The sequence below is a fragment of the Aquabacterium sp. genome (genome assembly GCF_049317225.1).
Taxonomy (GTDB): Bacteria; Pseudomonadota; Gammaproteobacteria; order Burkholderiales; family Burkholderiaceae_C; genus Aquabacterium.
The window spans coordinates 92,980-111,952 of record NZ_JBMOIR010000004.1 but is presented as its reverse complement, the minus strand read 5'-3'; the positions used below and the strand labels follow the sequence as shown (position 1 = coordinate 111,952).

General features: G+C 61.0%; 20 protein-coding genes. 13 read left to right on the top strand and 7 right to left on the bottom strand.

Annotated features, from left to right (window positions below; all coding sequences use genetic code 11):
- The first annotated feature begins 136 nt into the window (after positions 1-136).
- The 10 genes from ACOYNB_RS04865 to nth all read left to right on the top strand — a co-directional run bounded on the left by ACOYNB_RS04865 (position 137) and on the right by nth (position 9,981).
- Positions 137-2,089 carry a PhoX family protein gene (locus ACOYNB_RS04865; protein WP_422838002.1) on the top strand — a complete coding sequence of 651 codons (1,953 nt, stop codon included), beginning with the start codon at positions 137-139 and terminating at the stop codon, positions 2,087-2,089.
- Between the two features lie 213 nt (positions 2,090-2,302).
- On the top strand, positions 2,303-3,502 hold the full coding sequence (locus ACOYNB_RS04860; protein WP_422838001.1) for an amino acid aminotransferase: 1,200 nt from the start codon (positions 2,303-2,305) through the stop codon (positions 3,500-3,502).
- A gap of 240 nt (positions 3,503-3,742) precedes the next feature.
- Entirely contained in the window at positions 3,743-5,014 is a 1,272-nt protein-coding gene (locus ACOYNB_RS04855; RefSeq protein ID WP_422838000.1) for a polyhydroxyalkanoate depolymerase, read from the top strand.
- 88 nt (positions 5,015-5,102) lie between these two features.
- Complete coding sequence (gene rsxB, locus ACOYNB_RS04850) at positions 5,103-5,762, top strand: electron transport complex subunit RsxB (RefSeq protein ID WP_422838089.1); 660 nt, start codon at positions 5,103-5,105, stop codon at positions 5,760-5,762.
- A gap of 81 nt (positions 5,763-5,843) precedes the next feature.
- Positions 5,844-6,119, top strand: a complete 276-nt coding sequence (locus ACOYNB_RS04845; protein ID WP_374259306.1) for a hypothetical protein — start codon at positions 5,844-5,846, stop codon at positions 6,117-6,119.
- Between the two features lie 146 nt (positions 6,120-6,265).
- The gene (locus ACOYNB_RS04840; RefSeq protein WP_422837999.1) at positions 6,266-6,868 is read left to right on the top strand and encodes a LemA family protein; all 603 of its coding nucleotides are present in this window, start codon (positions 6,266-6,268) and stop codon (positions 6,866-6,868) included.
- 1 nt (position 6,869) lies between these two features.
- Positions 6,870-7,799 (top strand): TPM domain-containing protein, encoded by a 930-nt coding sequence (locus tag ACOYNB_RS04835; protein WP_422837998.1) that lies wholly within the window; start codon positions 6,870-6,872, stop codon positions 7,797-7,799.
- Between the two features lie 165 nt (positions 7,800-7,964).
- On the top strand, positions 7,965-8,738 hold the full coding sequence (locus tag ACOYNB_RS04830; RefSeq protein WP_422837997.1) for a TPM domain-containing protein: 774 nt from the start codon (positions 7,965-7,967) through the stop codon (positions 8,736-8,738).
- 13 nt (positions 8,739-8,751) lie between these two features.
- A complete protein-coding gene (locus ACOYNB_RS04825; RefSeq protein WP_422837996.1) occupies positions 8,752-9,255 on the top strand; it encodes a TPM domain-containing protein in 504 nt (167 codons plus the stop codon).
- 69 nt (positions 9,256-9,324) lie between these two features.
- Positions 9,325-9,981 (top strand): endonuclease III, encoded by a 657-nt coding sequence (nth, locus tag ACOYNB_RS04820; RefSeq protein ID WP_422837995.1) that lies wholly within the window; start codon positions 9,325-9,327, stop codon positions 9,979-9,981.
- A 25-nt stretch (positions 9,982-10,006) separates the two neighbouring features.
- Here the strand turns inward: nth and ACOYNB_RS04815 are convergent, their stop codons facing one another.
- On the bottom strand, positions 10,007-10,924 hold the full coding sequence (locus ACOYNB_RS04815) for an SDR family oxidoreductase (RefSeq protein ID WP_422837994.1): 918 nt from the start codon (positions 10,922-10,924) through the stop codon (positions 10,007-10,009).
- Positions 10,925-11,020: 96 nt separating this feature from the next.
- Between ACOYNB_RS04815 and ACOYNB_RS04810 the strand changes: the two genes are divergently transcribed.
- Positions 11,021-12,064: a CDP-6-deoxy-delta-3,4-glucoseen reductase gene (locus ACOYNB_RS04810; protein WP_422837993.1), complete on the top strand. Its 1,044-nt coding sequence runs from the start codon at positions 11,021-11,023 to the stop codon at positions 12,062-12,064.
- A gap of 41 nt (positions 12,065-12,105) precedes the next feature.
- The gene (locus ACOYNB_RS04805; RefSeq protein ID WP_422837992.1) at positions 12,106-12,522 is read left to right on the top strand and encodes an HIT family protein; all 417 of its coding nucleotides are present in this window, start codon (positions 12,106-12,108) and stop codon (positions 12,520-12,522) included.
- 53 nt (positions 12,523-12,575) lie between these two features.
- Here ACOYNB_RS04805 and ACOYNB_RS04800 read toward each other — a convergent pair whose 3' ends face one another.
- The 6 genes from ACOYNB_RS04800 to ACOYNB_RS04775 form a co-directional block, all read right to left on the bottom strand.
- Entirely contained in the window at positions 12,576-13,310 is a 735-nt protein-coding gene (locus ACOYNB_RS04800; RefSeq protein ID WP_422837991.1) for an ABC transporter ATP-binding protein, read from the bottom strand.
- 23 nt (positions 13,311-13,333) lie between these two features.
- A complete protein-coding gene (locus ACOYNB_RS04795) occupies positions 13,334-14,110 on the bottom strand; it encodes an ABC transporter ATP-binding protein (RefSeq protein ID WP_422837990.1) in 777 nt (258 codons plus the stop codon).
- On the bottom strand, positions 14,107-15,198 hold the full coding sequence (locus ACOYNB_RS04790) for a branched-chain amino acid ABC transporter permease (RefSeq protein ID WP_422838088.1): 1,092 nt from the start codon (positions 15,196-15,198) through the stop codon (positions 14,107-14,109). The genes ACOYNB_RS04795 and ACOYNB_RS04790 overlap by 4 nt, the downstream gene beginning before the upstream one ends.
- A 17-nt stretch (positions 15,199-15,215) precedes the next feature.
- Positions 15,216-16,139: a branched-chain amino acid ABC transporter permease gene (locus ACOYNB_RS04785; RefSeq protein WP_422837989.1), complete on the bottom strand. Its 924-nt coding sequence runs from the start codon at positions 16,137-16,139 to the stop codon at positions 15,216-15,218.
- Positions 16,140-16,262: 123 nt separating this feature from the next.
- Positions 16,263-17,738 (bottom strand): aldehyde dehydrogenase family protein, encoded by a 1,476-nt coding sequence (locus tag ACOYNB_RS04780; RefSeq protein WP_422837988.1) that lies wholly within the window; start codon positions 17,736-17,738, stop codon positions 16,263-16,265.
- A gap of 31 nt (positions 17,739-17,769) precedes the next feature.
- Positions 17,770-18,423: a hypothetical protein gene (locus ACOYNB_RS04775; RefSeq protein WP_422837987.1), complete on the bottom strand. Its 654-nt coding sequence runs from the start codon at positions 18,421-18,423 to the stop codon at positions 17,770-17,772.
- Positions 18,424-18,711: 288 nt separating this feature from the next.
- On the opposite strand from ACOYNB_RS04775, the gene ACOYNB_RS04770 reads away from it, so the two are divergent.
- Positions 18,712-18,966 (top strand): RNA-binding S4 domain-containing protein, encoded by a 255-nt coding sequence (locus ACOYNB_RS04770; RefSeq protein WP_374255368.1) that lies wholly within the window; start codon positions 18,712-18,714, stop codon positions 18,964-18,966.
- Positions 18,967-18,973: the final 7 nt, after the last annotated feature.

Here is an 18,973-nt window from a genome sequence, read left to right as displayed (position 1 = left end):
ATACAGAAGTAATTGACAAGATCATGACGAACCCCGGCGATGCATCCACTCGTGACGATCAGAAACAACTTCACGAGTTTGTCATCCAGCCTTCCTATCGTTGCTGGCGATCTGTACTTTTACTTGCAGCAACACCATGTCTCAACATTCGAACTCCCGTCGTCAAGCCCTGAAGCTGTTTGCAGGCATGCCCATGCTGCCGCTGTCAGGCCTCGCCGCATCGTCCATGCTCACCGGTTGCGGCGGTGGTGGTGACGACAGCAAGCCCACCCCCACTTATGTGTCTGCCGCATTCGGCAGCATGGCCGCCCCCACCACGACCGCCAACATGGCGACCGCCTACGTGGCCTCGACGCTGACCGTGACACTGAGCGACGGCAGCACCCACACGAGCAACCTGGCTTATGAACCCTTCTTCCTGACGGGCACACAAGTGTCTGACGGCAAGGGTGGCCAAATCTTGGCCGGCGGCTACTACAACATCCTGAATCAGCCCATCCAGGACACCACTGGCACAACTGCTCGCCAGTTCTTCAGCGACAGCCCTGATGGCACGTCGCTGCTGACCGTTCCCAACGCAAAGGTCACCGGCGTGTCCGGCAACACGGTGTTTGCCGTGGTGCAGTTCGAGTACACCACTTGGGCCCAGGACGGCACCACGGACATGTACGGCAAGCTGCCCTCCCCCATCGCCGTGCTGACACTGGATCAGAACCCATCGACCGGCAAACTGTCACTCGTGAAGTATCACAACGTCGACACGTCAGGCGTGCACGGCCTGTGGATCACATGCGGTGCCAGCCTGTCGCCTTGGGGCACTCACCTGTCCAGCGAAGAGTACGAGCCTGACGCTTGGTCTCTGCCCAGTTACTGGAGCGCTTTCCAGACCAACCTGGGTGACAGCACCGTCAAGCCTTACCACTACGGCCATCTGCCTGAAGTCACCGTCAAGGCCGACGGCACCGCATCGATCGCCAAGCACTACTGCATGGGCCGCATCTCGCATGAGCTGGTGCAAGTCATGCCCGACAACCGCACCGTGCTGATGGGTGACGATGCCACCAACTCCGCCTTGTTCATGTTTGTGGCAGACACCGAGAAGGATCTGTCTGCCGGTACGCTGTACGTGGGCCAACTGCAGGGCGACTTCAACACCGCCTTGCTGGCGGGCACGTCCAGCGTGGGCTGGAAGTGGATCAAGCTGGGTCACGCCACCAGCGACTACGTCGAAGCCCTGGCAGACACCCTGTCCAAGGAAGACATCATGGATGTCAAGTTCGTGGACCCCACCATCGCAGACCCGACCGCAACCGGCTACGCCAAGATCTACGTCAGCGGCAAGGCCAACTGGGTGAAGTTGGTGTCCGGCATGGAGAAGGCTGCCGCATTCCTGGAAACGCACCGCTACGCTTACCTGAAGGGCGGCAGCATGGGCTTCACGAAGATGGAAGGCACCACCGTCAACATCAAGGACAAGATTGCCTACTCGGCTCTGCAAAACATGCAGGACTCGATGGTGACAAACAATACCGCCAAGGGTTGGAACAGCGCCAGCCGCATTGGTCTGGACGCTGCACTCAAGGCTGGTGGCATCATGGCCCACACCCTGGCTGGCAGCCAAGTGGACACCGACGGCAACACGATCAACAGCGAATGGGTTCCAGTGAGCACCAAGGTGCTGCTGACCGGCGAAGACATCTCTGCCGACAGCCTGGGCAACACCGCCAACCCCAACAAGATCGGCAACCCAGACAACCTCAAGTTCTCTGAGAAGCTGCGTACTCTGTTCATCGGTGAAGACAGCGGCCAACACACCAACAACTTCCTGTGGGCCTACAACGTCGACACCAAGCAACTGTCGCGCATCCTGTCCGTTCCGGCTGGCGGCGAATCGACGGGCCTGCACGCCGTCGATGAAATCAATGGCTGGACTTACATCATGAGCAACTTCCAGCATGCGGGTGACAGCAGCTACGTGAAGAACAATGCGGCACTCAACACCGCCATCAACACGAACTACAACAACAAGTTCAGCGCTGCGGTCGGCTACCTGACAGCCACATCCACCAGCATCAAGCTCCGCGCCTAAACAGCGCCAGCCCCCTTGCAAACACCCGCCACCCGGCGGGTGTTTGTCCTTTTTCGGCAGGACTACGCAGATGCGCTCGCACGTACGGCACTTCGGTCGATAAAATAAAGGGTTTGCCCGATTTTGCAATTTCGTCGTCACAAGCGCCGAAACCATCTTCGGGCGATTGCCCCGACATCGATCAATTACCCCAACCTGCCGGAGACTGCTTGCATGGCCTCGCTGTTCGCTTCCGTTGAAATGGCCCCCCGTGATCCCATCCTGGGCCTCAACGAACAATTCAATGCCGACACCAACCCCAACAAGGTGAACCTGGGTGTGGGCGTGTACACCGACGACAATGGCAAGCTGCCCCTGCTGAAGTGCGTGGCCGCTGCCGAGCAGCAAATCGCCGCTGCCCCCAAGCCACGCGGCTACCAGCCGATTGAAGGCATTGCCGCTTACAACAAGGCTGTGCAAGGTCTGGTGTTCGGCGCCGAACACGCTGCTGTGACCGAAGGTCGCATCGTCACCGCCCAAGCCATCGGCGGCACCGGCGGCCTGAAGCTGGGCGCAGACTTCCTGCACAACGTCAGCGGCAAGAAGCAAGCCCTGATCTCGAACCCCAGCTGGGAAAACCACCGCGCCATCTTTGAAACCGCCGGTTTCACCGTGGGCACCTACCCCTACTACGACGAAGCCAAGCGTGGCATCAACTTCGAAGGCATGCTGGCTGCCCTGAATGCAGCCGAAGAAGGCACCGTCATCGTGCTGCACGCCTGCTGCCACAACCCCACCGGCTACGACCTGACCGATGCCGAATGGGATCAGATCATTGCCGCCGTGAAGGCACGCAATCTGGTCGCCTTCCTGGACATGGCTTACCAAGGCTTTGGCGAAGGCATCGCCGAAGACGGCAAGGTGATCGGCAAGTTCCTGGACGCCGGCCTGAACTTCTTCGTGTCCACCAGCTTCTCCAAGAGCTTCTCGCTGTACGGCGAGCGCGTCGGTGCCCTGAGCATCGTCAGCACCTCGAAGGAAGAAGCCGGCCGCGTGCTGAGCCAACTCAAGCGCGTGATCCGCACCAACTACTCCAACCCGCCCACCCATGGCGCCACCGTGGTCGCTACCGTGCTGAACTCGCCTGAGTTGCGCAAGCAATGGGAAGACGAGCTGACCGAAATGCGCGTACGCATCAAGGACATGCGCGCCGCCCTGGTCAAGGAGTTGACCGACGCTGGCGTGCAAGGCGACCTGGGCTACATCACCCGTCAAAAGGGCATGTTCAGCTACTCCGGTCTGAACGCCGCCCAGATGCAACGCCTGCGTGGCGAGTTCGGCATCTACGGTGTGGACTCTGGCCGCATCTGCGTGGCTGCACTGAACACCAAGAACATCAAGGCTGTGGCAGCTGCCATCAAGGCCGTGATGTAAGCATTGGCCCACGCCCCACTCCGGGGCGTTTCCGCTGCAAGAAAGGCTCCTCTATAGGGGCCTTTTTTCATGTTTGTGTCACGGCGTGGAAAAAACGTGACTTTCCTGTACCTGTTATCCGACTAACAGACACCGGAACGGTGCAAAGATCAGAAAACTCCTCTATGCTGCAATGCAACATCTCTGCAGCCTTGTCGGCACAGAGGCGTCCAAATGGCTAATGACGATTGAGGTTCTGTCATGCTTTATCAGATCTACGAAACCAACCGCGCCTGGCTCAGCCCCTTCTCCGAGTTCGCAAGCGCCGCGTCCAAGCTGTACAGCAACCCCCTCTCCCCCTTCGCGCACATTCCGGCTTCTCAGCGCGTATCCGCTGGCTTTGATCTGGCCCACCGCCTGACCAAGGAATACGAGAAACCTGAGTTCGACATCAACAAAGTGAATGTTCACGGCGTGGATGTGGTCATTCAGGAGCAGGTGGTCGAGGCCAAGCCTTTCTGTCGCCTGCTGCGCTTCAAGCGTTTCACGGATGACGCGGCCATGCTGGCCAGAATGCGTGAGCAGCCTTCGGTGTTGGTGGTTGCCCCGCTGTCCGGGCACCACTCGACCCTGCTGCGTGACACCGTCCGCACCCTGCTGCAAGACCACAAGGTGTACATCACCGACTGGATTGACGCGCGCATGGTGTCTCTGGACGAAGGCGCCTTCCACCTGGACGACTACATCAACTACGTTCAGGAATTTATCCGCAAGGTGGGCCCCGAAGTACATGTCATCTCGGTGTGCCAACCGACTGTCCCGGTGCTGGCTGCCATTTCCTTGATGGCCAGCCGCGGCGAAACAACCCCATTGACCATGACCATGATGGGTGGCCCGATCGATGCGCGCAAATCGCCCACCTCGGTGAACAACCTGGCCATGAACAAGTCGTTCGAGTGGTTCGAGAGCAATGTGATCTACAAGGTGCCGCAGAACTACCCGGGCGCTGGCCGTGCGGTGTACCCCGGCTTCCTGCAGCACACGGGCTTCGTGGCCATGAACCCCGATCGCCACGCCACATCGCACTACGACTACTTCCTGGACCTGATTCGTGGGGACGACGACAGCGCCGAAGCCCACCGCCAGTTCTACGACGAGTACAACGCGGTGCTGGACATGCCTGCTGAATACTATCTGGACACCATCCGTACCGTGTTCCAGGAGTTTTCGCTGGTGAATGGCACGTGGGAGGTTCGCAACCCACAGGGCAAAAAGGAACTGGTCTGTCCTCAAGACATCAAGACCACGGCCCTGCTGACGGTGGAGGGCGAGCTGGACGACATCTCTGGCTCAGGGCAAACCAAAGCCGCGCACGAGTTGTGCACCGGCATCCCCAAGACTCGCCAAAAGCACTACGACGTGATCGGCGCCGGTCACTACGGCATTTTCTCGGGTCGCCGCTGGCGCGAACAGGCGTATCCCGTGATCCGGGACTTCATCTTGTCGCACAACAAGGTCAAGAAAGCCGCGTAAGTCAAACGCATTGCGTTGCGTGAAACAAGGGCTCGCTGTCTTGGCACAAGGCAGCGAGCCCTTCGACCTTGTAAACTCCGGCGCCATCATGCTGGATGCCGACAAGATCAACGCCCTTCTGCCGCAAACGCAATGCACGCGCTGCGGCTACCCTGACTGCGCCAGTTATGCCCAGGCGATTGCCAAGGGAGAGGCCGGGATCAACCAATGCCCCCCAGGCGGAGCAGAAGGCGTGCGACGTCTGGCCGCCTTGACGGGGCAGCCCGAAACCCCCTTGAGCGAGGACTTTGGCCTGGAAGGCCCCCGCACCCTCGCCGTCATCGACGAGAGTTGGTGCATCGGCTGCACCTTGTGCATCAAAGCTTGCCCGGTGGATTGCATCATCGGTACCAACAAATACCTGCACACGGTGATTGAATCGCAATGCACCGGCTGCGAACTCTGCATTCCCGCCTGCCCCGTGGACTGCATCAGCTTGGTCCCGGCTCACGCAGAGCCCGCACCAACTGGCTGGACGGCCTGGTCTCAACCACTGGCCGATCAAGCCCGAGAGCGCCACGCCTTCCGCGCGCAACGCCTGGTTCGCGCCAAGGCCGAACACGCCGAGCGCCTGCTGGCCAAAGGCGAGCACAAAGCGGCGGATCTGGCTGCTGCATCCAAGTTGACCGACCCGGTCGTGCTGGATCACAAGCGAGCCATGATCGAGGCGGCGCTGGCCCGCGCACGTGCTCGCCGCCAAAATACCTGACGCACATCAAGTCGAGTCGTCTGCACGCTCCCTGAACGCGCACCATTTCGGGTCATCCCTCTGTCATCTCTGGCACAGACAATGCATCCTAAAAAGGTGGACGGCAAAGCGCCGCTGTCCAGCACGGGAGCTGCCATGCGCGCATTGATGAATTTGGCCATCGAACCGGCCCTGAAGTTGTTCGAAGTCTCGACCCTGGTGGTCATTTCACCCTCTCAACAGGCGATCAAACGCGTGCTGAAGGTGATGGCCGACACCCCGATGGGCGCCATCCAGATCGTACGTGACCGCTATCCCAAATCGCGCCAGCACGAAGTACTGTCTTGTCACAAGCTGGCCATGCCGGCGATGGGTTAAGCCTTTTCTTTGGGTGTCTTGATCAAAATCACATCCGGTATCGGCTCCGCTTGAAAACCGGGTGACCAACTCCATTTATCCTTTCTCAAACGGCAGCCGCGTTAACGTGCAGCCGTGTGTCTTGCGTTGACTCGGAAAGGATCCCGATGACTGCTCCCCGCTTCGCTGCCTTGACTTTGGCTGCGGCCATGGCCCTCTCGTTGACCGGTTGCGGTTACAACGACTTCCAGCGTCTGGATGAAGAAACCAAGGCCAACCTCTCCGAGGTACAGAACCAGTACCAGCGTCGGGCCGATCTGATCCCCCAAATCGTAGCGACCGTCAAGGGCGAAGCCAATTTCGAGCAGGACACTCTGACCAAAGTGGTCGAGGCTCGCGCCAAGGCCACGAGCGTTCAGGTCACCCCCGAGTTGGTCAACAACCCTGAAGCCTTCAAGAAGTACCAGGAGGCACAGGGCGAACTCAGCGGTGCGCTGTCTCGCCTGCTGATGGTGACCGAGAACTACCCGTCGCTGAAGGCCAACCAGGCGTTCCAGGACCTACGCGTCCAACTGGAAGGCACCGAAAACCGCATCACCGTGGCGCGCAACCGCTACATCAAGTCGGTTCAGGAATACAACGTGCTGGCGCGCAGCTTCCCCACCAACCTGACGGCCAAGATGTTCAGCTACCAGGTGAAGCCAAACTTTGCCGCCCAGAACGAAGCTCAAATTTCGACACCACCGGTGATCGACTTCAGCAAGAAGTGACATGACTCGCTGGATGCGCTGGCTGCCGATCTGGATCGGCCTGTGGTGTGCCTTGTCGTTTGCGCCCGCTTGGGCATCTGACGCCGGGTTGCACCCAGTTCCAGCGCTGACTGCCCGTGTCATGGATGAGACCGGCACGCTGTCTGCTGCGGACCTTCACCAACTGGAAAGCCAGTTGGCTGAGCTGGAAACCACCCGGGGTAGCCAGATTGTGGTGCTGATGGTCAGCACCACACAGCCCGAAGACATCGCCGCCTTTGCGCAGCGGGTTGGTGACAGCTGGAAGATCGGTCGCAAAGATGTGGGGGACGGCCTGCTGATCGTCGTTGCCAAAGAAGATCGGCGCATGCGCATCGAGGTAGCCAAAGCCCTGGAAGGGGCCATCCCGGACCTGGCCGCCAAGCAAGTCATCGAACGATCCTTGAAGCCCGCGTTCAGGGCTGGCGACTATGCAGGCGGCCTGCGCCAGGCCATCTCGCAGCTGGACGCTTTGATTCAAGGCGAGCACCTTCCGCCCCCCGACACGACTTCACTCAGCGCCCAGACAGTCTCGGGCTGGGATTTGATCGTGCTGCTGATCGTGCTGGCACTCTTTGGCACGGTCATCTGCTCCGTGATGAGCCTGCTGTTCGCCAAGCTCTTGGGCCCCCAGCCAACGTCGCTGCTGTCTGGGGGTGTGATGAGTGGATTGGGCTGGTTGTTCACCACCAGCATCATGGGGAGCGCTGCGCTGTTCGTGCTGGGATGGTGGCTCTCTCGCTTTTTTGTGAACCACCTGCCGCAGTCATCGGCCCGTTCCGGCACGCACGCCAGCAGCAGTCCGGCCGTTGCTACCTGGACCAGCGATCACAGCAGCCATGACAGCGGCTTCAGCTTTTCATCTGGCGGGGGCGGTGACTTCGGTGGCGGCGGCGCCTCCGACAGTTGGTAAGAACGTGAGTGTGCAACCGTGCCCTTTTTGCCATCCCTGACTGACCACCCCACTCGCTGGAGTCGCTGGTGCCTGGTCGCCTGGGCGCTGTTCACACTTTGCCTCGGTTTGGCGCATGCCGACACAGGTGTTCCGGTTCCTGTGCCCGCGCTCACAGCACGTGTCATGGACCAGTCGGCCATGCTCAGCACCGCGCAACGCCAGGCACTGGAAAACCAGTTGACTGCGTTGGAGCAGGCACGAGGCAGCCAGGTTGTGGTGCTGTTGGTACCCACCACGCAACCCGAAGACATTGCTGCCTTTGCCAACCGTGTGGCAGACGCCTGGAAAATTGGCCGCAAGGACATCGGCGACGGCCTGCTGATCGTCGTGGCCAAGAACGATCGCCGCGTGCGCATTGAGGTCGCGCGTGCACTGGAAGGGGCCATCCCGGACCTGACCGCACACCGCATCATCGATGACGTCATGACCCCGGCCTTCAAACAGGGTGACTTCGCGGGCGGGCTGACACAAGGCATCAGCCAGATCGACAAACTGATTGCGGGCGAAGCCCTTCCGGTGCCGGCTCCCTCAGCGCAGCCCAAACCCGCCTCATCCAACGGGTCGGACATGTCGCTGGACACCATCCTGGGCTTCCTGGCAGCCGCTGCCACCATCGGCTTTTTGATTGTCACCGCCGCGGCATCCCTGCTCTCCAAACTGCTGGGCGATACGTGGGGCATCATCGGCACCCATTTGCTATTTGGCGGTCTGGCGTGGGCATTGACCGGCAACTGGGTGGCCGGGGTGATTGCCGTGGTCGTCGTGGCAGCCTTGTTCCTATGGGGGATTTTTGGCGGCAGCTTCGTGGGAGGTGGCGGCTCGTCGTCATCTGGCGGCGGCTTTTCCTCCGGCGGAGGTGGCAGCTTTGGCGGCGGCGGCTCATCCGGCAGTTGGTAACAAGGACAACACCATGAACTCTTTGACGCGCTGGTTGCGCCACCTCTGGCTGGATGCCAAAGCGGCCGAACGCGCCATCACCAAGCCCGGTTTGAAGCGACTGGAACAAGCGGTGGCCGACAGCGAGGCACGCCACCTTGGTGAATTGCGTCTGTGTGTCGAAGGGGGGCTACCCTTGCCCTTGCTGCTGCGACGAGTCTCGCCGCGCGCGCGGGCTTTGGACCTGTTCAGCCATCTGCGTGTATGGGACACCGAACACAACAATGGCGTGCTGATCTACCTGCTGCTGGCTGAGCGCCGAATTGAAATCTTGGCCGATCGGGGCTTGCACGCCCATGTCAGCACCGAATACTGGAACAAGTTAAGCCAACAGTTGTCCGCGCATCTGCGTCAAGGACATTTCGAACAAGGTCTGATGGAAGCCCTGCTTTCCGTCGGTGCTTTGCTGAAGGCCCACTACCCTTGCGGCCAACAGCCCAACGCCAACGAGTTGCCCAACGCGGTCGTGCTGCTGTAACGCACGGAGTTATGACATGATCGGCGGCCCGGCCCCTGGCCGACCTTGTTGGACCCTCCGCATCACCGCATGAGCACTTTGATGAAAGCAGCCGAGATCGGCGCGTTTTTCAGCACCCTTCAGGCTGCAAACCCCAACCCGGAGACCGAACTGGAATACAGCTCGGCTTTTGAGTTGCTCACGGCCGTCCTGCTCTCGGCGCAAGCCACCGACGTGGGGGTCAATAAAGCAACACGCAAGCTCTTTCCGGTCGCCAATACCCCGCAACAGATGCTTGATTTGGGCGAAGAGGGACTGTGCGAGTACATCAAGACGATTGGCCTGTACAAGAGCAAGGCCCGACATCTGCTGGAGACCTGCCGCATCCTGCTCGACAAGCATGGCGGCGAAGTCCCCCGCACGCGCGAAGCCTTGGAAGAATTGCCCGGAGTCGGTCGCAAGACAGCCAATGTGGTGCTCAACGTAGCCTTTGGCGAGCCCACGATGGCCGTGGACACCCACATCTTCCGCATGGGCAACCGCACGGGGCTGGCCCCAGGCAAAACGCCGTTGGAAGTCGAACAGAAGCTGCTCAAGCGCATCCCAGCCGACTACCTTCAGCATGCCCACCACTGGCTGATCCTGCACGGACGCTATGTGTGTCAGGCCCGCAAACCCCGTTGTTGGGAGTGCAGCGTGAGCACTTGGTGCAAATACAAACCCAAAACCCCGGCACCCAAAACCTGAGGCTGCCGGCGCTCCAAGCGGGCCCTCACCCCTCTTGAGCGCTCAAACCCTGCTCAATGGTGGGGAAGGTCAGACACAGCCGAAGCTCTCGCTTCAGGCGGTGGTTGAGCAGACGGCGCGACTCGCTCATGAACGACCACTGCATCGGGCTCATCACCTGAACCGCCTCCTCCCGGGTCAGGCGTGGTGCCCGGGGTAAACCGAAGTGATCGGCCACCCAGTCGAAATAGTCGCCCATGCGCAGGTCGGTGTCATCGCAGGCATGCACCACACGTCCAGGCCGGCCCCGCCACAGGGCCAGCACACAGGCGCGAGCCAGATCATCGGCATGGATGTGATTGGTGAACACGTCATCGGCGGGTGTCAACAATGGGCTGCCGCGCCGCACGCGCTCACGTGGGTCGCCCCCTTCGCGGTCCAAGGCGTAGATGCCGGGGATGCGCAGGATGCTGGCTCGCACACCGTCGCGCCGCTGCCCCCAGGCTCGCACACAGGTCTCAGCATCCACCCGCCGATGTGCACGCGCCGTGGCGGGTTTCACAGGGCGCGTTTCGTCAAATTGCGCGCCGTCCGCATCGCCGTAGACACCCGTGGTGCTGCCATACACCAGGCTGCGCACGCGCCCCCGGCGTGCCAGGGCCTGCAGCAGATGGGCAGTTCGCGTGTCGTGCTCGCCCTGAGCAGGCGGCGGCGCCAAGTGCAGGATGCGTGGCGCCAGGCCGGCCAGTCGGGCCAAGGTGGCGGGACCATCCAGGTTGCCGATGAGGGGCAAGATGCCCTGGGATCGCAGTTCAGCGGCCCGCTCAGGTTGTGAGGTCAAGGCCAGCACCCGACAGTGCGGATGCAGCAGGCGAGCTGCCCGTGTGCCGACATCGCCGCACCCGACAATGAGGACGCGAGTTTGACGAAAACGGGTATGCCGTGCAGGTTGCGGGTTGAACATGGCTGGTCTGAGCGAAAATCCTGCCTGCGATTCTGAGGCCGAATGGCATCGCCCTGGCCTTGCGCAACGTTTCGTCGTCCGGAGTGTGTGTTCATCATGAGTTTTTCTGTCTCCATCCAGCCCAGCGGCCGTCAGTTCACCATGCAAGGTGAGGAAACCGTGCTCACCGGTGCCATCAATGCGGGCATCGGCCTGCCCTATGGTTGTAAGGATGGCGCCTGTGGCTCGTGCAAGTGCAAGCTCGTCGAAGGCCGTGTGCAACACGGACCGCATCAGGAGAAGGCACTGAGCGCCGCCGAAGCAGAAAGTGGTTTCATCCTGACCTGCTGCGCCAAGCCAGAAACCGATCTGGTGATTGAGTCGCGCCAAGTGGTGGCCGTTGGTGACTTCCCGGTGGTGAAAATGCCGACCCGGGTGACCAAGCTGACCCAGGTGGCACCCGATGTGATGCTCGTTCGCCTGCAACTGCCCACCAACAACACCTTCGACTTCCGCGCAGGCCAATACATCGAGTTCATCCTGAAGGACGGCCAACGCCGCAGTTACTCGATGGCCAATGCCCCGCACGCGGTCAAGGAAGCGGGCCCCGAAGGCGTGGAGCTGCACATCCGCCACATGCCGGGCGGCCTGTTCACCGACCATGTGTTTGGTGCGCTGAAGGAAAAGGAAATCCTCCGTGTCGAAGGACCTTACGGCACGTTCTTCCTGCGCGAAGACTCTGCGCGTCCCATCGTGCTGCTGGGCTCGGGCACCGGTTTTGCGCCGCTGAAGGCCATCATCGAGCACATGCGCCATGCCAACATCAGCCGCCCCACCACGCTGTATTGGGGCTGCCGCAGCAAGACTGATCTGTACCTGCACGACTGGGCACAGCAACAGGCTGCGGAACTGCCTTGGCTGACCTATGTGCCCGTGCTGTCTGAAGCCAAGGCCGACGATGCCTGGACGGGTCGCACCGGTCTGGTCCACCAAGCCGTGCTGGCGGACCTGCCCAACCTGTCGGGCCATGAGGTCTACGCCTGCGGTGCCCCCATCATGGTGTCATCGGCACGCCGTGACTTCATCGCCCAAGCCGGTTTGCCGGACGAGCATTTCTACGCGGACGCCTTCACCAGCGAAGCCGACAAACAGAGCGCCTGAGATTGCCGCGCGTACATTCACACTGAAGCCAAGGAGCCTCCATGTCTTACGATTCGAACAACATCTTTGCCAAGATCCTGCGTGGCGAGATCCCCTGCATCAAGCTGTTTGAAGACGAGCACACGCTGGCCTTCATGGACATCATGCCCCAGACGGATGGCCACGCTTTGGTCATCCCCAAAGAGCCCGCCACCACGATCTTCGAGTTGTCGGATGCGGCGGCGCAAGCCTGCATGGCCACAGTGCGCAAGATTGGCAACGCGCAAAAGAAGGGTTTGGGCGCGGAAGGCGTGGTGCTGATGCAGCTCAACGGCCCGGCAGCCGGCCAGACCGTGCCGCACTTCCATATCCATGTGATCCCTGGCTCGATCGCCGACCTGCGCAGACCACACGCCACCGTGATGGCGGATCAAGGGCACTTGAAGGCGCTGGCGGACAAGATCATCGCCGCGCTGTAAGCCCCCTCACCCACGCTCCAAGTCAAAGGCCCGCATCAGCGGGCCTTTTGGGATCAAGCGCCCAGATAGGCTGCCTGCACTTGCGCATTGCCCAACAACTCTTTGGCCGGGCCGTTGAGCACGCATTCGCCAGAGTCGAGCACATAGGCACGATCAGCCAGTTCCAGGGCACGGTGTGCGTTTTGCTCCACCAGCAGCACCGTGACCCCTTGCTTGGATACGTCCTGCACCACCTCAAAGATCTTGTCGACCATGATCGGTGACAGGCCCATGGAAGGTTCATCCAACAGCAACAGCTTGGGACGTGACAAGAGTGCGCGGCCCATCGCCAGCATTTGTTGCTCGCCCCCCGACAAGGTCCCCGCCAGCTGCCCCATCCGCTCTTTCAAGCGAGGGAACCTGGCATAAACCGCTTCCATGTCGGTCGACACCTCGGCATCACGCCGCAAATAGGCGCCCATGCGCAGGTTCTCGTCAATCGTCATGCGGGTGAAAATGCCACGCCCCTCAGGCACCATGACCAGTCCTTGCGCCACCAGCTCCCAGGGGCCCTGCCCCTGGAGGCTCCGTCCCTGATAGTGCACCGAACCCGACTGCGGCTGCAACAAGCCGCAGATCGCCTTGAGCGTGGTGGTTTTGCCAGCACCGTTGGCACCGATCAGACTGACGAGCTCGCCCTGGTACAGATCCAGATCCAGGCGTTTGACGGCCTGAATGCCGCCATAGGCCACATGGAGGCCGCGCACCGACAACAGCGCAGACCCTGCGCCCGCTTGAGAATCAGACATCACTGCAACACTCATGTGCGCCCTCACGTGGGCTGATGGGCCTGGCCCAGATACGCAGCGATCACGGCCGGATCGCGCTGAACATCGGCCGGCAGGCCATGCGCAATGCGCTTGCCCTGATCCAGCACGGTCACTCGGTCACACAGGCCCATGACCAGCTTCACGTCATGCTCGATGAGCAACACCGCGCGGCCTTGCGCACGGATGCGCTCGATCAGCTCACGCAGTTGAAGCTTTTCGGTGGCGTTCATGCCGGCCGCAGGTTCGTCCAGCGCCAGCAGCTTGGGTTCGGTGGCCAAGGCGCGTGCAATTTCCAGACGTCGCTGATCCCCGTAGCTCAGGGTGCGCGCGGTTTGTTGCGCCTTGCCAGCCAGCCCCACGAAGTCGAGCAAGGCTCGAGCATCCCGGGTGATCTGATGCTCTTCCGACCGAAAAGCCTGGGTGCGCAAGATGGCTTGCCACCAACCCACCCGCGTGCGCACATGGCGCCCGACGCGGACGTTGTCCAGCACGGACATGTCGGCAAACAGCCGAATGTTCTGGAAGGTCCGCGCAATGCCTGCCTGTGCCACTTTGTGAACAGCAGTGGGCGTGTACGTGCGCCCGGCCAGCTCAAACCGGCCCTGGTCCGACGGCACCAGGCCCGTGATGACATTGAAAAACGTCGTTTTGCCCGCGCCATTGGGGCCGATGAGGCCATGCACTTCACCGGGCTCGATGGCCAAGGCCACGTCGCTGAGGGCTTGCAAACCACCAAAACGCTTGGAGACGCCCTCCACTTTCAACAAAGCCTGACTCATGCTTTCCCCTCCATCTCAGAGGGCATCAACTGATCCTCATGCCGAGGAGACGGCCACAAGCCGCGAGGACGCAACAACATGATGCTGATCATCGCCAGCGCAATCAGCAGCTGGCGCAGGATGGCAGCGTCCAGTCGACCATCGGTCATGGCTTGCAAAGGCCCGGCCACATGGCGCAGCACCTCGGGCAAGGCTGCGAGCAAGAAGGCTCCCAGGATGACCCCGGGAATGTGCCCCAACCCGCCCAGCACCACCATGGCCACCACCATGACCGACTCTTGCAGGCTAAAGGACTCGGGGGACACGAAGCCTTGGAAACTGGCAAACAGCACCCCCGCCACGCCTCCGAACGAGGCCCCCAGACCAAACGCCAACAGCTTCAGGTTGCGGGTGTTCAGCCCCATCGCCTTGGCAGCAATCTCGTCCTCCCGGATGGCCACCCAGGCACGCCCCAGACGAGAGTCATGCAGCCGCCCACAGATCACGACCGCCCCGACCACGATGGCCAGGAACAAGTAGTAGTACAGCGTCACGGAATACAAAGTGAAGCCCGCCACCTGCAAAGGCTCGCCCAGGTTCACGCCGGCGATGTGGATCGGCTCGATGCTACTGAGGCCCTTGGGGCCGTTGGTGATGTTGATCGGCGCATCCAGGTTGTTCATGAACACGCGGATGATTTCGCCAAAACCCAGCGTCACGATGGCCAGGTAATCGCCTCGCAACTGCAAGGTGGGCGCACCCAGCAACACACCGGCCAGCGCCGCCACCCCCGCAGCCAATGGCAACGCTTGCCAGAAAGGCAAATGCAAGCCTTGCGGGAACAAGGCCGCGACCGCTGGCAGGTTGTCCACGAGATGCGGCGAAGCCAGCAGCGCAAACAGGTAAGCACCCACAGCGTAGAACGCGATGTAGCCCAGGTCGAGCAGGCCCGCAAACCCCACAACGATGTTCAGGCCAAGCGCCAGCAAGATGTAGAGCAAAGCCGTGTCGAGAATGCGGACCCAGGCCTCCCCCACGCCCTGCAAGGCAATCGGCAGGACACACAAGGCCATCGCGCACACCAGGAACACCGGCAGACGTTTGTTCATCAACATGGTCTGACTCCTCAGGCGCGATCGGCCACGCGCTCACCGAGCAAGCCTTGGGGCCGCAAGGTCAAGACCAGGATCAGGACCGCGAAGGCAAAGATGTCCTGGTAGTTGCTGCCCAGCACATCGCCGGTCAGCTCGCCGATGTAGCCCGCCCCCATGGCTTCGATGACGCCCAGCAACAAGCCGCCCACCATGGCCCCAGCCAGATTCCCGATGCCGCCGAACACCGCGGCCGTGAAGGCTTTCAAGCCAGGCAAAAAGCCCATGGTGTGCTGCACCGAGCCGTAGTTGGCCGCCCACATGACACCCGCCAGTGCAGCCAAGGCCGCACCGATGATGAAGGTAGCAGAGATGATCTTGTCAGGCTGCACGCCCATCAACTGGGCCACTTTGGGGTTCTCAGCCGTGGCCCGCATCGCGCGGCCCAGCTTGGTGCCGTGAATCAAGGCCATCAGGCCCGCCAGTGTCATGGCGGTCACAGCCAGGATCAGAATCTGAACCAGGTTGATGGTGGCCCCCATGAACTCATAGGGCTCGTCGTTGAGCAGAATGGGGTACGGCTTGTAATCGGGCTTCCAGATGATCATGGCCAGGGTCTGCAGCAGCAGCGACATGCCCATGGCCGTGATCAGGGGCGCCAGCCGAGGGGCATTGCGCAAAGGCCGATACGCCAATTTTTCGATCACATAGTTCAGGGCCATGCAAGCCACCATGGCCACCACCAGCGAGATGGCCAGCAGCAGCCAGCCTGGCAACCCCGACTCCCCCAGGGCGGTGACGACCGTCCAGCTCACCAGGGCACCGATCATCAACACTTCACCGTGTGCGAAGTTGATGAGGTTCACGATGCCATAGACCATGGTGTAGCCCAGTGCCACCAGGGCATACATGCTGCCCAGCACCAGGCCGTTGATCAGTTGTTGAATGAAGATGTCCACGATCGTCGGGGCATGCAAAAAGCCCGCCAGGCCGGCGCAGAGCCAACAGGCGGGCTGTTATGAAAACAGACGGCGGGATTATCGGGCATCCGGACAGCGACGTCAGGACTCGAAAGCCCCAACTCAGAAAGGCAACGGCAGCTTCAGCATCTTGAGGAACTGCGTGACCATCTGTTTTTTGGCCGGGGTGTATGGCGGATAAAACAGCATCTTGGCAGCGTTGATCATGCCACCCTTGAGCACGCCACGTTCGTGCGAGAAGGTCTTGAAGCCGAACTCACCGTGGGCATTGCCGATTCCGGAGTTGTTCACGCCACCAAAGGGCAGATTGCCCTGCGCGTAGTGCAAGACCACCTGGTTGATGGCCACACCGCCCGAACTGGTGCGCGCCAGGATGCTGCGTGTGCGCTTCATGTCCTGGCTGAACACATACAGGGCCAGCGGCTTGGGCATGGCGTTGATGGCATGCACAACCTCGTCCACCTGACGGAAAGTCAGGACCGGCAGCACGGGGCCGAAAATTTCTTCCGACATGATGGCGGCGTCGCGCGGCACCTGATCCAGCAGCGTGGGGGCGATGTAGCAAGAGGCCACATCCACTTCACCACCGGTCAGTGCCTTGGCCCCCTTGGACAGCGCATCTTGCAGCAGCCCACCAATCCGCTGGGTGTGACGCTGGTTGATGACGCGCGTCAGATCAGGGCTGGCGCGTTGCGCTTCGGGCGTCGCGCCATAGCGCTCGGCCAGGACCTTGCGGCACTCGTCCACAAAGCGGTCTTTCACCGACTCATGCACATAAACGTGGTCCGGCGCCACGCAAATCTGACCACAGTTGGTCAGCTTGCCCCACAGCATCACCTCGGCCGCCTGGCGCAGGTTGGCGGTTTCGTCGACGATGACAGGCGACTTGCCCCCCAACTCCAGCGTCACGCTGGTCAGGTGCTTGGCTGCGGCGGCCATGACCACCTTGCCCACAGCAGGCGAGCCGGTGAAGAAGATGTGATCGAAAGGCAACTCCAGCAAGGCCTGCGACGTGGGCAGACTGCCCTCGAACAAGGCCACTTCGTGCGGCTGGAACACCGTCGCGATCACCTCGGCCATGACCGCACTCACCGCAGGCGTCATTTCAGAGGGTTTGAGGATGGCCGTGTTCCCGGCTGCCAGGGCCGACACCAGCGGGCCGAAGCACAGATTGAGCGGGAAGTTCCACGGCGCGATGATCAGGCAACGACCACGCGGCTGGTACTCGATCCAGCTGGACGTGAACAGCGTGCCGATGGTGGGGCGCACGCGCTTGGGCTGGGCCCACTTCTTCAGGCTCGAGATGGTGTGACGGATCTCTTCGAGCACCGGCATGAATTCCGTGCCGTTGACTTCGATCGCGGGCTTGCGATAGTCCTTCTCGAAGGCCGCGTAGAAGTCTTGCTGGCGAGCCAGCATGCCATCACGCAAACGCTTGAGACGGTCAATCCGCTCGGCAAGGGTCGACGTGCGCCAAGCCAAGGCCGTAGGACCCTGTGACTCGAACACACGTCGGATGTCCTCAGGCTTGGACTCGCCGGTCTGCGGATCAACGACATGCATCATTGGACGGTTCATGCTGGTCTCCATCGGTCGGGATCAGTGATCCTCAGGTTTTGCTTCGGGCGGCTTTGCGAGCAGCCGGGGTTTTGGTCGCCACGGTTTTCACGGCAGGCTTGGAGGCTGCCTTGGAAGCGGCTTTCTTGGTGGCGGGCTTCGTGGCTGCGACCGCTTTCTTGGCCACTGCCTTTTTGGCCGCAGGCTTTTGATCAGCCTTGACCGCTTTGTCAGCCTTCACGGGCGCGGCGCTTTTTGGCGCGGCCTTCTTTTCGGCCTTCTTTTCGGTCTTCTTATCGATCTTTTTCTCAGCCTTCACTTCAGCCTTTTTCTCGGCCTTGGCTGGCGCCTTCACCACCGGCAACTTGATGGCGGGCTTCTTGGCGTCTGCCTTGGCAGGCGCAGGCTTGGAAGAAACCAGTGCCACGCCCTCAGAAGCCAGCCCCGCCTTGATCAGACGCTCCACCAACTCATGGACTGACAAGGCTTGCCCTTGGGCCAGACCGTTAAGCTGGTCCACCAAATCACTGTGGAGCTTGCAGGCAAACGGCACCAAGCCAGCTGCGTGATCCAGCTTGCGCTGCTCGCGACGGGACAATGCAGGCGCGGAGCCTGCGGCAAAGCGATCAGGCGTCCCGGCATAGCGCACGCCATCACGGAGCTTGAATGCTTTGTTTTTCTCGAGATCGGTCTTCTTCATGCTCATGGCAGAACGGTCCACACGGGACAAAAATACGGATTGAATCAACGGGCCGCCCAAATCTGAATACAACGCGACCCACAATTTCGCGATTGTGCATGCTTCCGAGGCATCGTGCAGCCCGAAGGCTTCCGCAACAACCCTGAGTTGCCCTCAATTCATCGGCCGTGATGGATGCGCAAAGATAACGAACCACGTTCGACGAACATTAACCAAACCGGACAACCAAATTGACCTCGCAGGCCAAATGGCATACCGCTAAACTGGCAACTGACAACCGAACCTCTACATTTCATGCCCCCCATCCAGCAAATCACCTTCCCCGTTCGTGGTGAATTCATCACCTTGGACCGCTTGCTCAAGGCCTGCGGTCTGGCTGACAGCGGGGGACGTGCCAAGGTCATGGTGGCAGAAGGCCGCGTTCAAGTAGATGGGCAGGACGAGTTGCGCAAAACCGCCAAGATCCGCCCAGGTCAGGTCGTCAGCGTTCATGGCGCACGCATTCGCGTCACCGCAGAAATTGACTCCGATCAAGCCTCGTCAGAATGAGGGGATT